This window comes from Shewanella sp. SP2S2-4, assembly GCF_031932025.1.
Taxonomy (GTDB): Bacteria; Pseudomonadota; Gammaproteobacteria; order Enterobacterales; family Shewanellaceae; genus Shewanella; species Shewanella baltica.
The window spans coordinates 40996-60675 of the sequence record NZ_JAUOER010000025.1; the positions used below are offsets into that span (position 1 = coordinate 40996).

17 protein-coding genes are annotated in these 19680 nt (G+C 47.1%); all 17 read left to right on the top strand.

What is annotated here, in order from left to right:
• Positions 1-7: 7 nt before the first annotated feature.
• The gene (gene mshL, locus Q4Q54_RS17435; protein ID WP_311989106.1) at positions 8-1687 is read left to right on the top strand and encodes a pilus (MSHA type) biogenesis protein MshL; all 1680 of its coding nucleotides are present in this window, start codon (positions 8-10) and stop codon (positions 1685-1687) included.
• A gap of 6 nt (positions 1688-1693) precedes the next feature.
• Positions 1694-2602, top strand: a complete 909-nt coding sequence (locus Q4Q54_RS17440; RefSeq protein WP_261272932.1) for an ExeA family protein — start codon at positions 1694-1696, stop codon at positions 2600-2602.
• Positions 2599-3960 (top strand): tetratricopeptide repeat protein, encoded by a 1362-nt coding sequence (locus Q4Q54_RS17445; protein WP_311989107.1) that lies wholly within the window; start codon positions 2599-2601, stop codon positions 3958-3960. The genes Q4Q54_RS17440 and Q4Q54_RS17445 overlap by 4 nt, the downstream gene beginning before the upstream one ends.
• Positions 3957-5717 carry a GspE/PulE family protein gene (locus tag Q4Q54_RS17450; RefSeq protein WP_115335629.1) on the top strand — a complete coding sequence of 587 codons (1761 nt, stop codon included), beginning with the start codon at positions 3957-3959 and terminating at the stop codon, positions 5715-5717. Before Q4Q54_RS17445 ends, Q4Q54_RS17450 begins: the two co-directional genes overlap by 4 nt.
• Before the next feature lie 2 nt (positions 5718-5719).
• The gene (locus Q4Q54_RS17455; protein ID WP_311989108.1) at positions 5720-6940 is read left to right on the top strand and encodes a type II secretion system F family protein; all 1221 of its coding nucleotides are present in this window, start codon (positions 5720-5722) and stop codon (positions 6938-6940) included.
• Between the two features lie 50 nt (positions 6941-6990).
• Positions 6991-7485 (top strand): MSHA biogenesis protein MshF, encoded by a 495-nt coding sequence (locus Q4Q54_RS17460; protein WP_220591877.1) that lies wholly within the window; start codon positions 6991-6993, stop codon positions 7483-7485.
• Positions 7486-7560: 75 nt separating this feature from the next.
• Positions 7561-8178, top strand: coding sequence for a prepilin-type N-terminal cleavage/methylation domain-containing protein (locus Q4Q54_RS17465; protein ID WP_311989109.1), 618 nt, complete (start codon positions 7561-7563; stop codon positions 8176-8178).
• 111 nt (positions 8179-8289) lie between these two features.
• On the top strand, positions 8290-8811 hold the full coding sequence (locus Q4Q54_RS17470) for a type II secretion system protein (protein WP_311989110.1): 522 nt from the start codon (positions 8290-8292) through the stop codon (positions 8809-8811).
• 170 nt (positions 8812-8981) lie between these two features.
• On the top strand, positions 8982-9479 hold the full coding sequence (locus Q4Q54_RS17475) for a type II secretion system protein (protein ID WP_311989111.1): 498 nt from the start codon (positions 8982-8984) through the stop codon (positions 9477-9479).
• A complete protein-coding gene (locus tag Q4Q54_RS17480) occupies positions 9469-10023 on the top strand; it encodes a type II secretion system protein (protein WP_311989112.1) in 555 nt (184 codons plus the stop codon). The genes Q4Q54_RS17475 and Q4Q54_RS17480 overlap by 11 nt, the downstream gene beginning before the upstream one ends.
• Positions 10023-10871, top strand: a complete 849-nt coding sequence (locus Q4Q54_RS17485) for a type II secretion system protein (protein WP_311989113.1) — start codon at positions 10023-10025, stop codon at positions 10869-10871. The genes Q4Q54_RS17480 and Q4Q54_RS17485 overlap by 1 nt, the downstream gene beginning before the upstream one ends.
• Entirely contained in the window at positions 10861-11340 is a 480-nt protein-coding gene (locus Q4Q54_RS17490) for an MSHA biogenesis protein MshP (protein WP_311989114.1), read from the top strand. The genes Q4Q54_RS17485 and Q4Q54_RS17490 overlap by 11 nt, the downstream gene beginning before the upstream one ends.
• Positions 11330-15961, top strand: coding sequence for a DUF6701 domain-containing protein (locus Q4Q54_RS17495; RefSeq protein WP_311989115.1), 4632 nt, complete (start codon positions 11330-11332; stop codon positions 15959-15961). The genes Q4Q54_RS17490 and Q4Q54_RS17495 overlap by 11 nt, the downstream gene beginning before the upstream one ends.
• A gap of 340 nt (positions 15962-16301) precedes the next feature.
• Entirely contained in the window at positions 16302-17351 is a 1050-nt protein-coding gene (locus Q4Q54_RS17500; protein WP_105251284.1) for a rod shape-determining protein, read from the top strand.
• Between the two features lie 44 nt (positions 17352-17395).
• Entirely contained in the window at positions 17396-18406 is a 1011-nt protein-coding gene (gene mreC / locus Q4Q54_RS17505) for a rod shape-determining protein MreC (protein ID WP_311989116.1), read from the top strand.
• Positions 18403-18891, top strand: a complete 489-nt coding sequence (gene mreD, locus Q4Q54_RS17510) for a rod shape-determining protein MreD (RefSeq protein WP_006083254.1) — start codon at positions 18403-18405, stop codon at positions 18889-18891. The genes mreC and mreD overlap by 4 nt, the downstream gene beginning before the upstream one ends.
• Before the next feature lie 2 nt (positions 18892-18893).
• Entirely contained in the window at positions 18894-19496 is a 603-nt protein-coding gene (locus tag Q4Q54_RS17515; protein WP_310802573.1) for a Maf family protein, read from the top strand.
• The last annotated feature ends 184 nt before the right edge of the window (positions 19497-19680 follow it).

The window sequence follows — 19680 nt, forward strand, 5'->3', positions numbered from 1 at the left end:
ACCTCAGATGAAAGCGATTAAATACTTTACACCTCTGCTCTCACTTTGCCTTGTGGCGTGTCAGACCACAAATAGGCCACAGCCGGAGGCGAGTAAGGCGGCACTAGCGGCCTCAATGGCGACGGCGACGGCATCAACGACGCCACCGCCTGCGACTATGCCGGATGCGGTTCAGCGAGAATTGAATTCGGGCGCTTTACTGTCAGGCTTAACCCCTGCGCTGGAAACTGAGCGTCGTTTCGATGTCTCTGCCCATGATGTGGATGCCAAAGTATTTTTTCCAAGCTTAGTCCAAGGTACGCCGCTGAGTGTTGCCGTACATCCTGATGTGCAAGGTACGATTTCGCTATCCCTTAAAGGTGTAACCTTAAGCGAAGCGATTCAAGTGGTTGAAGATATCTACGGTTACGAAGTGAGCCGCGAAGGGCGCATTCTAAGAGTATTCCCCGCTGGAATGCGTACCGAGACGTTTCCGCTGAATTATCTCTATATGGAACGTGACGGCTTATCTGTGACCTCAGTGAGTTCTGGACGCATTTCCGATAGCAATAATTCCAATAGTAATTCGAACAATAACAATTCAAATAACAATGGTTCGAGTAATAATAATTCCAACAGCAGTAACGGCAACAACTCCAGTAGTAATGGCAGCAGCGATAGCAGTAACGGAACATTTATTCGCTCGCGCACTAAGACTGATTTTTGGGGCGAGCTGAAAGAAACGCTGACGGCGATTATTGGTGACACTGGTAATGGGCGGCAAGTGGTGGTCACGCCGCAGGCGGGGTTAGTCACTATTCGTGCTTTCCCAAGTGAATTACGCCAAGTGCGTACTTTCTTGAATTCCGCCGAGAGTCACCTACAGCGCCAAGTGATCTTGGAGGCTAAGATCCTCGAAGTCACATTATCCGATGGCTATCAGCAGGGTATCCAATGGGACAATGTGCTGGGTCATGTTGGCAATACGAATGTGAATTTTGGGACTTCGAAAGGCCCTGGTTTAAACGATAAAATCACCTCGGCGATTGGTGGCGTGACCTCGTTGAGCATTAAAGGCTCCGACTTTACAACTATGATCAATCTATTAGATACCCAAGGCGATGTGGATGTATTGTCTAGCCCAAGGGTGACTGCATCGAATAACCAAAAAGCTGTGATTAAAGTGGGTACCGATGAGTACTTTGTCACCGACGTGTCATCGACTACCGTTGCGGGCACAACGCCAGTGACCACTCCACAAGTCGAGCTTACGCCGTTTTTCTCAGGCATTGCCTTAGATGTCACGCCGCAAATTGATAGTGACGGCAATGTGTTATTGCACGTGCATCCATCCGTTATCGATGTGAAAGAGCAGACTAAAGATATCAAAGTGAGTGATGCTTCGTTGGAGCTACCTTTAGCGCAGAGTGAAATTCGCGAGTCTGATACCGTTATCCGCGCCGCTTCCGGTGACGTAGTCATCATAGGTGGCTTGATGAAGAGTGAAAACATTGAAGTGGTATCGCAAGTGCCCTTGTTGGGTGATATTCCCTTCCTCGGTGAATTGTTTAAAAACCGCAACAAGCAGAAGAAGAAAACTGAGCTGATTATTCTGTTAAAACCTACGGTAGTTGGCGTCGATACGTGGAAAACTGAGCTACAACGTTCTAAGACATTATTAGATCGTTGGTATCCGGAGACAAAGTAAGCTTCTATGTATCAGAAGCATTTTGGCTTAAACCAAGCCCCATTTTCACTGACACCTAATACCGGATTTTTTTTCGGCCTGTCGCCACACGTGGAAGCCTTGCAAGTGTTGCAAACTGCGCTACAAACGGGCGAAGGTTTTATCAAGGTGACAGGGGAAGTGGGGACAGGAAAGACTCTGATTTGCCGTAAGCTTATCAATGAGCTGCCGGATAAATTTCATTGCGCTTTTTTGCCTAATCCTTATCTCACACCTGCAGAGTTACGTTGGGCATTGGCGAGTAAGCTGGGGCTCAAATTCGCCAGTGATATGGATCAGCAGCAGCTCACTGGTCGTATCCAAAAGCAGCTACTCGCGTTAAGTGCTCACGGTCACACCATCGTATTAGTGCTCGATGAAGCACAGGCATTGCCGGACGACAGTTTAGAGGCGCTGCGGTTATTCACTAATCTCGAAACCGAGACGCGTAAGTTATTGCAGGTGGTGTTATTTGGGCAACCTGAGCTAGATGACAGGCTTAAACGCCAAGAATTCAGGCAATTAAGACAACGTATTACTTTTAGCTACAATCTTCGTCCACTGACATGGGATGAAACCGATGCTTATATTCGTCACAGATTAGCCATAGCTGGGCGTGCGGGCGAACCACTCTTTACATCACGGGAAACACGTCAGATTGCCTATGCGTCCCGAGGGATCCCCAGATTGATCAATATTCTTGCCCATAAAGCCTTGTTACTGAGTTTCGGCGAGGGCGCTACGCGCGTGCAAACCTCCCACGTTAAAGCGGCGATTCAAGACACTGAAGATGCAAGTGTTCGCCGATTATTATCGTGGAAATGGCTGCCTTTTTTCACTCTGATAACTGTGGCTTTCGGTTTGGGATTACAACACGTTTTGAGGAGTGTTGTATGAGCGTGATCAATAAGATGCTGCAGGATCTTGATAAACGTCAGCAGGGGCACGAACTCAGTAACGTCACTAAACCGCAGGTGCAGTATTTAGCTCGCAGGCGCGCTCCGTTTAACGGGCTGCTGCTCTGTGGAGTGTCACTGCTACTCGGTGGCGGCACGGTTTATGGCTGGCAATCTTTCATGGCAAAGCCTGCAGAAGCGACTATTTCGGCTCAAGTTCAGGAACAAAATACTTTAACCGCTCAAACTGAGCCTGTGCGAACGGAGAGCATTGCCTCAAACGAATCTGCACCTAACGTCGATGCCGCTGCAGAACCCTTGAAGCTTGCGACTGCGCAGAAGATTGCGACAACGATGACAGCGAATAGTGAAGAGTTTGAACCAAGTGCCACCGAAGTGGCATCGAGTCAGGTACCTGAATTGGGAACCGCAAAAGAGGCTGAACCTGAGCAACAAGCTCAGTCGCAACCACAACAAAAACCACAAGCAGATGTGAGCCTTGCACTCGCAGATGATCAGGTCGATACGGTAAGCGACCCAAGCCACTCGCAGCCAAGCCATTCACAGCCAAGTAGTGCGACATCGAGTGTGCGTAGCGCCGAGGTCACTGTAGCTGCGCCCTCTGCGTTAATGATGTCGGAGCGGGCCAGTGTGGCCGCCGATAATGAAGGTAATGCGAGTAATGGGCTTAACGTACAAGAAGTTAACGCTGATGCAGGCACTCATCGACTTGCGCCCAAAGCACAAGGGCAAATGGCGATTACTGAGGTGAAGCTAACCCCAAAGCAGCTAGCAAAGAAGCGGTTTACACTTGCGAGTGAGGCTGAAAAGGATGGCAAGCTCAAAGAAGCCATTAGTTATTATGAGCAAACATTAGGCTTTGATCCCAGTATGCATGAAGCGCGCAAGCAGTTAGCTGCGCTGCACTATGGGCAAGGTCAATTAGCCAAAGCCAGCGAAGTGTTGCAGCAAGGTATGCTGTTATTCCCGCAGCAATTAGACTTTGCCTTATTGCTCGCTCGGGTTCAGCAAGCCGCTGGTCAGGCTGATCTCGCATTAGCGACGTTAGCCAACATACCTGATACGCATCCGCTGGCGAGACAAAAGTGGATGGCACAATCGGATTTGGCGCAAAAGCTAGGGCAGTTTTCCGTGTCGGAACAAGCCTATAGACAACTATTACAACAAGAACCCCAACAGGCTAAATGGTGGATGGGACTGGCTTATGCGCTTGATTCGCAGCAGCAATTCCCCCAAGCACGCCAAGCCTATCGGACTGCATTAGGCCACAGAGGCTTATCGGCGCAGGCGAGTGCCTTTATCGAACAACGTTTGACTCAGCTAGGAGATAGCCAATGAAACCCAGATTAAAAATGCGTTTGGGCGATCTGTTAGTTCAAGAAGCCATTATTACCGAAGCGCAATTGCAACAGGCGTTAGGCGAGCAGCGTAATACGGGCAAAAAACTGGGTCGTACCCTCATTGATCTGCAATCGATTACAGAGCATCAGTTGCTGCAGTTCTTGTCGCAACAATTGAATGTGCCTTTGCTCGATATCAGTAAAATGCCAATCCCAGCTGAAGTCGTTCATCTTATTCCTGAGGTGCAAGCCCGACGTTTCCGCGCTTTAGCGGTTGAAGACAGGGGCGATAGCGTACTGGTAGCTATGAGTGATCCTGCCGATTTGCAGGCGCTCGATCACCTCGAAATGCTTATCGCACCTAAGCGTTTGAAGTTAGCGGTAGCGCCCGAGCAACAACTGCTGCAAGCGTTTGATAACTTATATCGCCGTACAGACCAAATTGCTCAGATCGCCGGTAAGCTCGAAGAAGAATACGCCGCCGATGAGATGTTCGATTTAGCCAGTCTGACTTCGGGCGACAGTGACAATGAAACCACAGTGGTTAAGTTGCTGCAGTCGATTTTTGAAGATGCGGTGCAAATGCGCGCCTCGGATATTCATATCGAACCCGGTGATAAAGCCTTGCGTATTCGCCAGCGTATCGATGGCCAGCTACACGAAACGATTCTGAATGAAGTTAATATTGCCGCAGCTTTAGTATTGCGACTTAAGTTGATGGCAGGACTCGATATTTCTGAAAAACGTTTGCCGCAGGATGGCCGTTTCCACATGGAAATCAAAGGTCACCATATCGATGTGCGTATGTCGACTATGCCGATTTACCACGGCGAATCTGTGGTAATGCGGTTACTCGACCAATCGGCGGGTTTATTGACCCTAAACGAAACCGGTATGCCGCCTGCTATTTTGGCGCGTATTCGTAAACAGATTAAACGCCCCCACGGCATGTTGTTGGTCACAGGCCCCACGGGTAGCGGTAAAACCACGACTTTGTACGGTATTTTGAGCGAGCTCAATACCGCCGACCGTAAGATCATCACTGTGGAAGATCCGGTCGAGTATCAATTGCCACGGATCAACCAAGTACAAGTTAACCATAAGATTGGCTTAAACTTTTCCAACGTTTTGCGCACCACCTTACGTCAAGACCCCGATATCATCATGGTAGGGGAAATGCGTGACCAAGAAACCGTTGAGATTGGCCTGAGGGGCGCATTGACGGGTCACTTTGTGTTATCGACCTTGCACACTAACGATGCGGTCACCAGTGCGCTGCGTTTACTCGATATGGGCGCTGCGAGTTATTTAGTTGCCAGTGCCTTAAGGGTGATTATTGCCCAGCGTTTAGTGCGCCGCGTTTGCCATAACTGTGGCGTTGAGTATCAGCCGACACCGCAGGAAAAAGCTTGGCTGAGTAGTGTGAGTCGCAAAGATTTTACCCATGCAAACTTTAGAATCGGTACCGGTTGCCAGAGTTGTAACGGCAGTGGTTATCGTGGCCGTATTGGTATTTTTGAGATCCTCGAGCTCGACGAAAAGATGATCGATGCGATGCGTACCGGTAATCCGCAGGATTTCGCCAGAGCCGCGTTGCAGAGCCCTAACTTCACCCCACTCGCCGAGTCAGCGTTGCAATATCTGAGCGAAGGCATGACGACCATTGAAGAGGTGGCTAAGCTGGTAGAGGATGTGAGTGAATCACAAATACCTTTGTCGAAGGATATTATTAGCCAACAAGGCGTTGAGGCGTAATTATGCCGATTTATCAATACCGTGGACGCAGTGGTCAAGGTCAATCCGTTACGGGGCAGTTGGATGCCGCGTCGGAAAGTGCTGCCGCTGACATGCTATTGGCGCGGGGGATTATTCCCCTCGAAGTCAAAGTCGACAAAGTGGTTAAGTCGTTCTCACTGACTAAGTTATTTGGCGGTAAAGTCGCGTTAGAAGAATTACAGATTTTTACTCGGCAAATGTACTCCTTGACCCGTTCTGGCATCCCGATTTTGCGGGCGATTGCGGGCTTGTCTGAAACGGCGCATTCCCAGCGGATGAAAGATGCGCTCAATGATATTTCTGAGCAGCTCACCGCAGGCCGACCCTTATCATCATCCATGAATCAACATCCCGATGTATTTGATTCCTTGTTTGTTTCTATGGTGCACGTGGGAGAAAACACCGGTAAGTTAGAAGATGCCTTTATTCAGCTTTCGGGTTATATCGAGCGTGAGCAGGAAACGCGGCGACGAATTAAATCGGCCATGCGTTATCCCATGTTTGTATTGATTTCGATTGCACTCGCTATGGTGATCCTCAATATCATGGTGATCCCTAAGTTCGCCGAGATGTTTTCCCGCTTTGGCGCCGACTTACCTTGGGCGACCAAAGTGTTGATAGGTACATCGAATCTGTTTGTGAATTATTGGGCGCTGATGTTGGTGGTGTTGATTGGCACTATTATCGGCATTCGTTACTGGCACCATACGGAAAAAGGCGAGAAGCAGTGGGATAAGTGGAAACTGCACATCCCCGCCGTAGGTTCGATTATCGAGCGCTCAACGTTAGCCCGTTATTGTCGCAGTTTCTCTATGATGCTCAGCGCTGGCGTGCCGATGACGCAGGCCCTAAGTTTAGTGGCTGATGCGGTAGATAATGCCTACATGCACGACAAAATAGTCGGTATGCGCCGTGGGATTGAGTCTGGCGACTCTATGTTAAGGGTATCGAATCAGAGCAAGTTATTTACGCCACTAGTGCTGCAAATGGTGGCCGTGGGTGAAGAAACAGGGCAAATCGATCAATTACTCAATGATGCGGCAGACTTCTATGAGGGCGAAGTAGACTATGATTTAAAGAACCTCACCGCTAAATTGGAGCCTATTTTGATCGGTTTTGTGGCCGTAATTGTTCTCGTGTTGGCCTTAGGGATATACCTGCCCATGTGGGATATGCTCAATGTGGTCAAGGGCGGTAAATAATCGATATGGATAATGTTTATCTCCTCTCTTATGTGTGGGGCTGAGGTTAAATGCAGACTCAGCAAAAGGCAGAAAGCGATCTATTACGCCTCTATGGGCGTATGATAACCATAGGGTTAGTGTTGGTTATCATGGCGGTGATTGGTGCTAAGTACTTTTTTACCTTACCGCAAATCGCTGCCCGTGGATTAGAAGTCGATCATGCACGTTTCTTAAATGTGCTGGTGATGGTGCGCTCCCAATGGCTATCTTTGGGCAAGCCGCCGCAGATGCAGTTGAATTGGGAGGCGTTTGACAACATATCCAAAGACACTGAGTTTAGTGTCGTCGATATCAATAGTTTAGGATGGCCACAACCTAAGCAGTTAAACGGCCAAGGTTGCCAAGATTTGTGGCAGCAACTTATGGGTGCCGAAGTGGATAACGCAGGGCTGGTTGCTGACTATTTAGTTAAGGATAACAGCTGTCACTATCGGTCGCACAATGGCGATAGTTTAGGCTATCAACTGAACTCTGGCAGGGTCATTTTTTTGACTGCACCCTAAAATATTGTTAACTCAAAGGCTTTTTAAAATTGATTTAGCTGTTAGAATAAAATTTCTTAAGTATGGGGCATATATATGAAAACTAAGCAAACAGGTTTCTCATTAATAGAGCTTGTGATTGTGATTGTGATTTTAGGGCTACTCGCCGCAACCGCGATCCCACGATTCTTAAATGTCACCGATGATGCTGAAGACGCCAGTGTTGACGGCGTGGCCGGTGGTTTATCGACTGCCGTTAGCTTTGTGCGTTCGCAGTGGGAAGTCGATGGGCGCCAAAATAGCAGTGTGATCTTAGATGGTACGTCAGTTTCGCTCGATCCTCGTTTTGGTTATCCAACGGGAACTTCAGTGACGGATGTGACTGCTATGACTGATGCGAGTTGCCAACAAGTATTTAATACCGTGCTGCAGAGCGCTCCTCGTAATGTGCTCTACACTCAAGATGCGCGTAATCAACGTTATACCGTGCGCGTGATTGATGGCGCAGGTGGTAGCGCTAATTCGATTACAGGCACTGTCGTTGCTGGTTTAGATTTATGTGTTTATCACCAAGTGGCTTCACTGGTGCTTGATCAAACCACTGGCGTACCCACTCCTACACCAGATTTATCAACAGCTGGTGCGAAAGGAATCGTGTATAACCCAGGTACAGGTAAAGTGCTAAGCTTTACCCAAACGCCATTTGTGCCATAGGCTGTAATTAACAGTTTTATTTTGTTCATGTTTTAAGTAACTTAGTTCAGAAGTGACTTAACTTAATTAGTACTCATACGAGTACTCACTGATAAAGAAAGGTAGTTTGATATGAAAAGACAACAAGGTTTTACCTTAATTGAATTAGTCGTAGTGATCATTATCTTAGGTATTCTTGCTGTCACAGCGGCACCTAAGTTTATTAACCTGCAAGGTGATGCCCGTGCATCTGCAATCCAAGGCATGAAGGGGGCTATTCAAGGTGCAAATAGCTTAGTTTATTCAAAAGCAGCATTAGCAGGTAAAGAGACAAAAGCAACTGATACATTGGATATCGCAGGTACTAGCGCAACTACCGATGATGTCGCCATTGTTTATGGTTATATGGATGCGACTAAAGCGGCCTTAGAAGCTGGCATGGATGTTAAATTTGATGCTGGTACAAGCCCCACTGCTACTGGTTCAAATGATTGGGTTATTAATGTTGATACCACTGCCAAAACTGCAACTATATGGCAACGTGGCGCACCTGCCGATGTCGCTTCTCCTGCAGCAAGCTGTAAGATTGTATATCAAGCACCTGCTAGTGCTGGCGCTTTGTCAACTATTACTCTTACAGATAATGGTTGTTAATTTGAATTATGGAAAAAGGCCTGCCTAGCAGGCCTTTTTTTTAGGTAAAATGCGGTTCTTACAGGATTTTAAAAATGAGTCCGCCAAGAATTTACCGACATTTATTTGCGTTAATCATACCGTTGGCAGAAACTGAACTTAGCACTTGAAATCAGCAATTAACCCGAGCGATGCTTAACTTATCTATGTCAAAACAGGCCGGATTTACCTTAGTCGAATTAGTGACGACCATCATCTTGATTTCAATTCTTGCTGTGGTTGTACTGCCTCGCCTGTTTACCCAGTCTTCCTACAGTGCTTATAGCCTACGTAACGAGTTCATTAGCGAGCTGCGTCAAGTACAACAAAAAGCGCTCAATAATACTGACAGGTGTTTTCGTGTAACTGTTTCTGGCACTGGTTATCAAGTGAGTCAATTCTCTGCCCGAAATGGGGCAGCTTGTTCTGGTACTGCATTATCGCCAAACCCGCTTTATAGCCAAGCTTTTCAAGGTGGTGCTCAATTAGTGTTAGTAAGCCCTAACAGTACTAACAGTAGCAACTTCAGCCTAGATTTCGATATCGATGGTAGCACTTCGTTGGCTTGTAATGGGCAATGCATTAATGTGATTGCTAATGACACTGTGATGATTAACGTCTCCAGCGAGGGTTATATTTATGCGAATTAATCCTCTACTGTTTTCAATAAAAAAATCAATAAAAGCATCCCAAAAAGCCAAACCACAGCAGGGTTTTACCCTTATCGAATTAGTGATTGGCATGCTGGTGATTGCCATTGCGATAGTGATGCTAACCAGTATGTTATTTCCACAGGCGGATCGTGCGGCTAAGACTTTGCATAGAGTGAAGAGTGCCGAGCTTGCTCATTCGGTGATGAATGAGATCTGGGGCAAGCGTTACGATCAAAACACTAATGCCAATGGCGGTACGCCAGCTTGTGGTAGTCCGCTAGGAGGCAATTGTTCCACTTCCTTGGGTCCTGAGGTGGGTGAGAGTCGTAACGACTTTAACGATGTGGACGATTACAACGGCTTAAATGAAACAGCGACTATGCTCAACTCAACCCAAACCTATGCCGCTGCTTATCCTAACTATCGTTTAAGTGTCACTGTCGCCTATGGGCCTGCGCCCAATACTAAGCTAGTCACCATTAATGTGACGACGCCGGACAATGAAGTGATCACTTACAATCTGGTAAGGAGCAATTACTAATGAGCTCTTTTTCAGCCAAGCGTATGCAAACATCCACACGGGGTTTTACCTTAGTCGAGATGGTCACAGTTATCTTGATTCTGGGGATTCTTGTGGTCGGGGTGAGTAGTTTTATTATTTTTGGTACGCGGATTTTTGTGGAGTCGAGCTCGGTCGATCAGGTACTAAGCCAGAGCCGTTTTGCCGTTGAGCGAATGACCCGTGAGCTGCGTAGTGCTTTGCCCAATAGCCTGCGAGTTAATACCGATTCGCTGACCTATCAATGTATTGAATTTGTGCCTATCGAGACCAGCACGACTTATCTCACTATGCCAATAATCCCCGCAGCTGCCGCGAGTACTGGGATAGTTATTCTAGATAATACTGCGAGTGCGATTCGCGTGAATCAATTCGCTTGGATCTATCCCTTGGTTGATGCCGATGTGTATAGCAGTGCGAGACAAAAACGGGCACAGGTTAAAACGATTGCGATCTCGGGTAATCAAGTTACGCTGACTTTTACTGCGCCAACACGTTTTGCCGAAGCATCACCACGACAAAGGATCTATTTGGGTTCGAGTCCTGTGAGCTATTGCTTTGAAAAGGGGACAAGCGGTAATGATTTGCAAATAGTGCGTTATGCTGGTTATAACTTTAATACCGTTCAACCAAATCCTACCACTATGGGCACGGGCGTGCTAATGGCGCAAAGTGTGGCGAATCGCCTCGATAATAGTTATGACTTGCCACTGATCTTAACACCGTCAAGCTTAGTCAATAATGCCATGGTGCACTTGCAGCCAAGATTTAATGTCAATGGTGAGACGTTCCAATATCGACATCAAGTGCAGGTGATCAATGTTCCTTAATTCACATAGTCGCTCGGTAGGGCGTAACTCAGCATCCAGATCATCATTATTAAGATCAAAATCTTATGCTCTGCCTGTGCGGCAGCGGGGAAGTGCGTTAATCATTGGCGTGTTTGTGATTACCGTGATGTTTCTGCTGGCATCGGCACTGATTAATATTGTGGAAGATGGTGATACCGGGCTCACCCAAGAAGTGTGGGGAACTCGTGCCTTTGCCGCTGCAAACAGTGGCGCCGATGCCGCGCTGGCTAAGTTGTTTCCTTTGAATGGCAATGCGGGAGCGTGTTTAGCATCGGATGTTTGGACACCGCCCGATGTAACTGGTTTTCATGCCTGTAGTGTGACGTTGACTTGTACAGCATATGCGCTAGACACAGTCACTCAATATCGAATCAGCAGTAAAGCGGTATGCGAAAGCGGCGAAACGCGCGTCAGCCGACAAGTTGAGGTAGAAGCCCGTGGGAATTAATCTTTTTCATCGTGCCATATTGGCAGTACTTATCTTGAGTTTCCCTTCTGCTGTGATGGCATTCGACCCTATTGACCAGAGTGTTATTTTTGCCAAGGTTGCTCAAGGGCATCATGGCGATAACTCTAACGTATGCCATCAGATATCATCGCCACAGCTGATGATAAACGGTAATGGCATTATTAATGGTACTGGTGGTGCTGCATTAGATTATTGTTCGAGTAACGATGGCAGCGGGCTTGCTAATAACAGTTGTGATAACGGTTCTGGTGGAGTGCGTAAATGTACTATCGATGGCAGTGATATTCGAGGGTTAAAATTAACTGGGAGCAATGCTTTTTTATCGAGTAGCGGCGCTGGTGGCGGTTATGGTTCTTGTAATAGTGGCGAGCAATTAACACTTGGTGCTAATGGGCAAAATCAGTTTAGCAATGTTTCGCTTTATTCTGCTTGTACTCTGACTCTATCGGCAACTCAAAATGAGTATCGATTTAACACTATCGCTATTGGGGGCGGGGCGACGCTCGTTTTATCCGAGGGGGACTATTGGGTAGATAGTTTTACCTTGAACCAAAATGCTAAGGTGATTTTGCAAGGTAATGTCCGCATTTTTACCAAACAAAAATTTGAGTTAAATGGCGGTAAATTTAATGAAAATAATACGGCTTCTGCACTTATTATCGGTTATAGCGATATTCAGCTAAATAGTGATGCTTTACTCAATGGGCGAGTTTATAGCGATGCAACATTAAGTTTAAATAATAACTCGATTATTAATGGTCGTGTCACGAGTCGTTATTTAGTCATGAGTGGTGGCAGTATTAATGAAGATTTGCCTGTTGCACCGCTACAATTACAGTTTGGTAAAGCGACCACTACTTCAGTGACGTTTGCCAATGCTTTCCCTGTTGGCGTGAAACCACTTATTTTCCTTATGCCGACAATATCAACGGCGAATACTAGCAACGATGGACCTGCATCAACCTTTGTATCATCTGTGACTAATACCGGATTTACTTGGGTGCAAAGTGAACCAACGAGTCCCTCAAACCGCTATATCGCTTCGAATAGTATGCCGGAAGTGCATTGGATTGCTGTGACGGCAGGTTCACATGTTTTATCCGATGGCAGTCAACTTGAAGCAGGTAGAATCTCTACCGTGAACGCATTGAACATGAGTAACTCTGCCTGGACGAATGTGCCGCTGAATACGTCTCTGAATGTCGTATTGAATCAGTTGCAGACGCGCAATAATTCTTCCTGCTGGCTGACAAGCGTGGCACAGCGAAATTCGAGTGGTATTCAACTCAATTTAGATACCTCTGAGGTCCGTTCTGGAACTCAATGTAAACCTGGTAATCTGCGAAGTTTACAATCAGAAACGATTGGTTATTTAGCGGTAAAATCCAGTGTTGGCACAGTCATACTGAATGGTGAGGATGTTCACTATCAATTCGGTACTGCACTTACCCACACAGGCGGGGGAAATACTAAAACGCTGGCTGAGCAATGTGCTTACAACACGAGTTTGACTGGATTTGTTAATCCTCCGACTTTAGTCGCGGGGAAAGATTCTCGTCGAGGTGGCGATGGTGGCTGGCTAAGACGCTGTAATTTGAGTGCAACTCAAGTCAGTATGGTGAACGACGAAGATACCTATGGCGATAGTGATCGTAGTCATCTTGCTGAAGACTATGGCTTTGTTGCGCTGGAGAAAGTCGCGCCAGTTGAAGAGTGTTTTACTGATGACTTTTCCCGCAGCAGCTTAGGTAACGATTGGGCAACGAAAGTGCTGGGTTCTTCTACTCCGCCGGCTATCAACGGGGGGCGATTAAGAATCACGCCAGCATTGGGTAATCAGGCCACTGCAAGTACTTACCAGCGGTTATTTCCTGCTGAAGGCAATCTCGTCACGATAGAGTTTGATTATTATGCTTGGTCACCTACATCTGGAACGGGAGGTGATGGGGTTGCGGTTATTTTATCGGACGCTTCTGTTACACCGCAACCTGGCAGCTTTGGCGGTTCACTCGGATATGCACAACGTGATGATGGTACGCCGGGCTTTGCGGGAGGTTGGATTGGTGTCGGTTTGGATGAGTATGGTAATTTTTCCAATCCGAATGAGGGGAAGATCGGTGGCCCTGGATTTAGATCTCAATCGGTAACATTACGCGGTTCTGTGGCGGCAAATTATCAGTATTTGGCTGGTACCGCGGCGAATTTGAATCCTAGAATTGATGTTCGTAGTACGTCAACCGCAGCACCCAATCATAAATATCGGATTAAAGTTGATTCGACTATCACAGGTCAAGCTTGGGTATCGCTAGACAGAGATGTGCGTGATGGTAATGGATATCAGGTACTTGTCCCTCGATTTAATGCGAGAGCGATATCAGGTCAAGATTCTGTTCCTGCCGATTTTTATCTGTCATTTACGGGTTCTACTGGTGGCGCCAATAACAACCACGAAATCGATAATTTTAAAGTTTGTGCAATAAAATCCAAACCGATTGGCTTACAAGTACATCATTTTGAATTTGATTACTCATCATCACCGCTCACCTGTAAGGCAGAGCCTATGCAGATCAGAGCGTGTGCTGATGGAAATATTCCTTGTACCCTGTTTACTGATCCAGTTAGTGCGCAATTGTCACTGAATCCTGCTAGTAATGGCGGTTGGTACCAAAATGGCAGTAGTGTTAGTAATGTCGGTTTCATCAACGGAATCGCCTCTGTTGACTTACGTCATAATGTCACCACCCCAGTAACAATCGGAGTCTCGAGTTCAAATCCTGCCACCGTCCCTGGTAGTAATACCTTGTGCCGCAGTGGCGCTGGCGCGTTATCTACCGCGGCTTGTACGCTGTCATTTGCAGATAGCGGCTTTTTAATTGATATGCCAGATAAATTGGCCAATAAAGCCCAAAATGCGACTATTTCTGCGGTCAGGAAGTCAAACGACAACCTAGAGTGCGTGCCGACGTTTGCTGGTCAAACAAAAAGGGTCGATTTATGGAGTCAATATATTTCGCCTGTCGCTGCATCTATGTTTACCCCAACAGCCGTTAGCGTTAACTCAACGCCTATCAGCGGTTCGAGTTCGTCACCTTCTCCCCTGAATTTATCCTTTGATGCCAGCGGTAAAGCAACAATAGCTGTTAATTATAGCGACGCTGGTAAAGTTGGGCTAAACGCCAAATATACTGGTGTCGCAGGCACTCCCGATGAAGGGCTGGTGATGATAGGTAGCGATCCCTTCGTCAGTTTTCCAGTTGGTCTGTGTGTTACGCCCAAAGACAGCGGTGCTTTGTGCCCTGCGGGAGACGTTAGCTGCGCTGTGTATAAAAAAGCCGGTGAGAGTTTTAATTTGCAGATTGCTGCTAAAGCCTGGGTTGCAGATAACGACACTAATTATTGCGATAACCCAAGTACGCCTAATTACGTTCAATCCAGTATTGTATTGTCGAGTCAATTGGTGGCGCCAAGCTCTGGTGTTCAGGGGGGAGTAGGTATTGCCAGTTACGATCAAGTGGCTGCGACAAATAATCTTAATACAATTGTCCAAAGCATCAGTGAAGTCGGGGTGTTTACATTTAGCGCCGCACCTCCAGCGAGTTACTTGGGATCGAGTTTTTACTCATTACCCCTGGCAAAGAGTGCCAATATCGGCCGTTTTGTGCCTGACAGATTTTTAGTCAGTGACATATCTGTCATACCTGCCTGTGGCGGCTTTAACTATATGGATCAGCTGTTTCCTATGTCGATGAAGCTCAGTGCTTTAAATGTCGCGGGGGATATAACGAAAAACTATTTCCCGCCATTCTCCCTGGCTACTGCCAAATTAGTGGGAGAAAACAACAATAATGGTGTCGATTTACAGAGTCGCTTAAGTGCCTTACCTATAAAGACTGATAGTTGGGATCAAGGCGTGGCGATGGTTGATGCTTCTTACCGAGCTAACTTTAGTCGGGTGACCCCAAATGTGGCGACGAACTTGTATCAAGATGGTCCTTTCGAGCTGCTTGATATTGGCGTGCAATTGATGGATAACGATCCTCGGCCCAATGGGGTATATAGCTATGTCGCCTCACCCGATATGGATGCTGCAACGACGGGCAATTGCACTAACTGTAGTGCTAAGAAAATCAGCACTCAAATCTTGCGTCATGGCCGTGTGGTGATGGATAACACCTATGGTCCTGAGACAGAAATACTGCGTATGCCGACTCGGGCCGAATATTGGGATGGCAGTCGTTGGGTACTGAATACCAACGATAGCTGCACAACGGCTGTGTATGGTTTGGGTTCGCAGGTGGACAATGCTGGCCTTGGCTACAACTTTGATCCCGACTTAGTGGCGGGGCAAAGTGTTGTACGTTCTGGCGGGACTGCTACATTCCAAGCTGGCCAATTTGAGTTGCTCTGGCAAGCGGTCACCTCAAGTGGTGCGCCATACCGCGGTCAAGTGACGGCGCCCTTGGATGTGCCGCCATGGCTAGAATGGTACTGGAATTGGAATGGCGTATCACCAAGCATTCTCACAGAACCGCGGGCGAGCGCGTATTTTGGCCGTTATCGTGGCCATGACAAAATCATCTATTGGCGTGAGGTAAACTAATCTGAGTGATTTCAGCTATTGAATTAAACTGAGCCTTTCGTATGAAATGCGCATCAGTTTCATTTATTGAAGGTTGATGAAAACCCTAGTGACAGATTTTAAATGCAATTTCTGAGTTTGACATTTGTTGCTTATTTGTATGTTTCTTCGTTTTAAGTTGTCGATATTTTCGTCAATAAACAGTATTTTCCGCTTAAATACTGTTTTTTAGAGGACGATTTGAAAAAAAATCACTCCATTAGCGATTGTTAACCTCAACGGTCTTGTGGAATCAGGGTGGCATTGATAAAGTTAGCTGATTTTTCTTTTCTTCTGACTCCACAGAATACAGGCTAGTTACATGTTTAAGAAGCTACGCGGCATTTTTTCTAATGATCTATCGATCGATTTGGGTACAGCTAACACATTAATTTATGTTCGTGGCGAAGGCATAGTCCTCAATGAGCCTTCTGTTGTTGCTATACGTGGTGAGCGTAGTGGCTCCGGTCAGAAATCTGTTGCCGCGGTTGGCACAGAAGCTAAACAAATGCTAGGTAGAACGCCTGGCAATATCCAAGCTATCCGCCCAATGAAGGACGGTGTAATTGCAGACTTTTATGTGACTGAGAAAATGCTGCAGCACTTTATCAAACAAGTGCACAACAATAGTTTTTTTCGTCCAAGTCCACGGGTTCTAGTGTGTGTGCCGGTAGGTGCTACTCAAGTTGAACGCCGTGCGATCCGTGAATCAGCCATGGGTGCTGGTGCTCGCGAAGTGTATTTAATTGAAGAACCTATGGCTGCAGCTATTGGTGCGGGTTTACCTGTATCTGAAGCGACAGGTTCTATGGTGGTGGACATCGGTGGCGGTACCACTGAGGTCGCGATTATCTCGCTAAATGGCGTAGTGTATTCGTCTTCTGTGCGTATCGGTGGTGATAAGTTTGATGATGCCATTATCAATTATGTTCGCCGTAACTACGGTAGTTTGATTGGTGAAGCCACGGCCGAGCGTATCAAGCACACTATCGGTACCGCTTATCCTGGCGATGAAGTGCTAGAAATTGAAGTCCGCGGCCGTAACTTGGCGGAAGGTGTACCTCGTAGCTTTACACTGAATAGCAACGAAATTTTAGAAGCCTTACAAGAGCCATTATCAGGCATCGTAAGTGCTGTGATGGTGGCGTTAGAACAATCTCCACCAGAATTAGCTTCAGATATTTCTGAGCGCGGTATGGTGTTAACTGGCGGTGGTGCGTTATTGCGTGATTTAGACCGTTTATTAATGCAAGAAACCGGCATTCCAGTAATGGTGGCGGACGATCCATTGACCTGCGTAGCACGTGGCGGTGGTAAAGCCCTCGAAATGATTGATATGCACGGCGGCGATCTGTTCTCCGAAGAAACCTAATTTAACTTCGGTATAGGGCGGTTAATCACCGCCTTAGCTTTCCTATGAAGCCAATTTTTGTTCGTGGTATTTCAAACCAATTCCGTCTGACACTGGCAATTATTTTGTCGGTGGCCTTGCTTGTGGCTAATCATCGCCTCGATCCTGTGCGGCAAAACCTATCCTCTGTCTTTAGTCCATTACAGTATTTAGCCAGCGTGCCCGGTGCGGCGCTTGACTGGTCATCTGAAAGTTTTGCCACCCGCAATATGCTGGCGTTGCAAAATAAAGAGCTGTTACGACAACAACTGTTGATGAGTGAACGCTTACAGCGTTTCGAACACTTACGCCAAGAAAATGAGCGTTTGCGTGCACTGTTAGGCTCACCCGCCTATCTGGATTCGCGCAAGATGGTAGCCGAAGTGCTAGAGGTCGCTAGCGATCCTTTCCATCATTACGTGGTGCTGAATCATGGTTCCCGTAGCGGTGTATTTGTCGGTCAGCCCGTGGTGGATGCGCAAGGAGTTGTCGGCCAAGTGGTGCAGGTCAGTGAAATGACCAGCAGGGTGTTATTGCTCTCCGATGTATCACACGGTTTACCTGTGCGTATTACCCGTAATGATGTGCGCCTTGTGGCCAATGGTACGGGTGAGCTTGATGAGATAGAACTGCGCCATGTGGCCAAGAGTACTGACATTCGTGTCGGCGATTTACTGGTGACTTCAGGCTTAGGCAATCGTTTTCCCGAAGGTTATCCCGTCGCACGGGTTTTGGAAGTCTTAACTGAAGATGGTCAAAGTTACGCTCGAGTCACGGCCCAACCGCTAGCCGCTTTAGATCGTATTCGTTATGTGTTGTTGATTTGGCCGTCTCCCGATTCGGGTGTGACCTTGCCTAATCAGCCCACAGTCCCTGCTGCGGATCATTCGCTTATCGAAAACTCATCAAAAATCGGCAGTGCGAGTCCAGCGGAAGGCACATCTGCAGACACGACTAAGCCTGTGACTACACCCGCAGCCACTGTGGCCAAACCGGCAACGGAAACCACTTCTCCAGCGACTGAGGTGCACCAATGAGTTTTCAAGCCGCCAATGGGCGCTTCATTGTTTGGGTGACATTATTTATCGGCGTGATCAGCCAGATCATGCCTTTGCCGAGTGTGGTCGATGCTTGGCGTCCCGACTGGTTGTTGATGATTGTGCTCTACTGGTCTATCGCATTACCCCATAGATACAACATCTTAACCGCTTGGGTCTTAGGCTTAGTGTTAGATATTTTATTGGGTGCCACCTTAGGTGTGCGCTCTTTAGCGATGTCTTTGGTGATTTATGTCGCCATCTTGCATTGCCAGCGATTGCGAAATTTCCCTAAGTGGCAACAGTCGTTGGTGATCATGCTGCTCATTTGTATGTATCACTTAGTGATTTACTGGGTCGAGTTTGTCATGCAAGAGGCGGTGTTCGATACGGATCTATTCTTACCTGCGATTTCAGGATTAGTGATCTGGCCTTGGATATTTTGGATTCTACGTCGGGTTCGACGTCATTATAAGGTTCGCTAACTGTGGATTTAGTTTTAGCTTCAACTTCGCCACGTCGCAAAGAATTATTGGCGCACATTGGACTCGGTCGTCCTGAGTTTTGTTTCACGCAAGTGGCGCCGGATATCGATGAAACCGTGCAGCAAGGTGAAGCGCCAAGGGATTATGTACGCCGTTTAGCCGCCGAAAAAGCCCAAGCTGGACTGGCATTATGCGCAGATATGTCACAGCCTGCTGTATTAGGTTCTGATACTATCGTTGTGCTTGAAAACCAAATATTAGGCAAACCACTGGATGTGGCCGATGCTAAGCGAACGCTCAGTGAATTATCTGGCCGAACGCATACAGTAATGACCGCTGTGGCGCTGACTTACCAAGCAGATGCAGATTTAAGCTTCAAAACCTCAGTGCGCTTAGTCGAAACACAAGTGCGTTTTTGCGCCTTATCGGCCGCCGATATTGATGCTTATGTCGCTTCACAAGAGCCAATGGATAAAGCCGGCAGTTACGGTATCCAAGGACTTGGCGGTTGCTTTGTGGCTGCGATTGAAGGCAGTTATTCTGGCGTCGTGGGTTTACCTTTGGTTGAAACACGTGAGTTGTTAGCCGAGGTTGGGCTGATTTAACGCCTTGTTACTGGTATTGCGGCTTGAGGTTAGAATGAACCTTGTGGAGGTTTTAGGCTCTTAATCGAGTATCTCCATGAAGTTACCCTTAGCCTTGATCCTTTATTCGGTTTTCATGCTTAGATAGTGGGTAACTTCTAGTTTGTAACTTCGATTAATTAATCTAGTTTCCCGAATGGGGTGA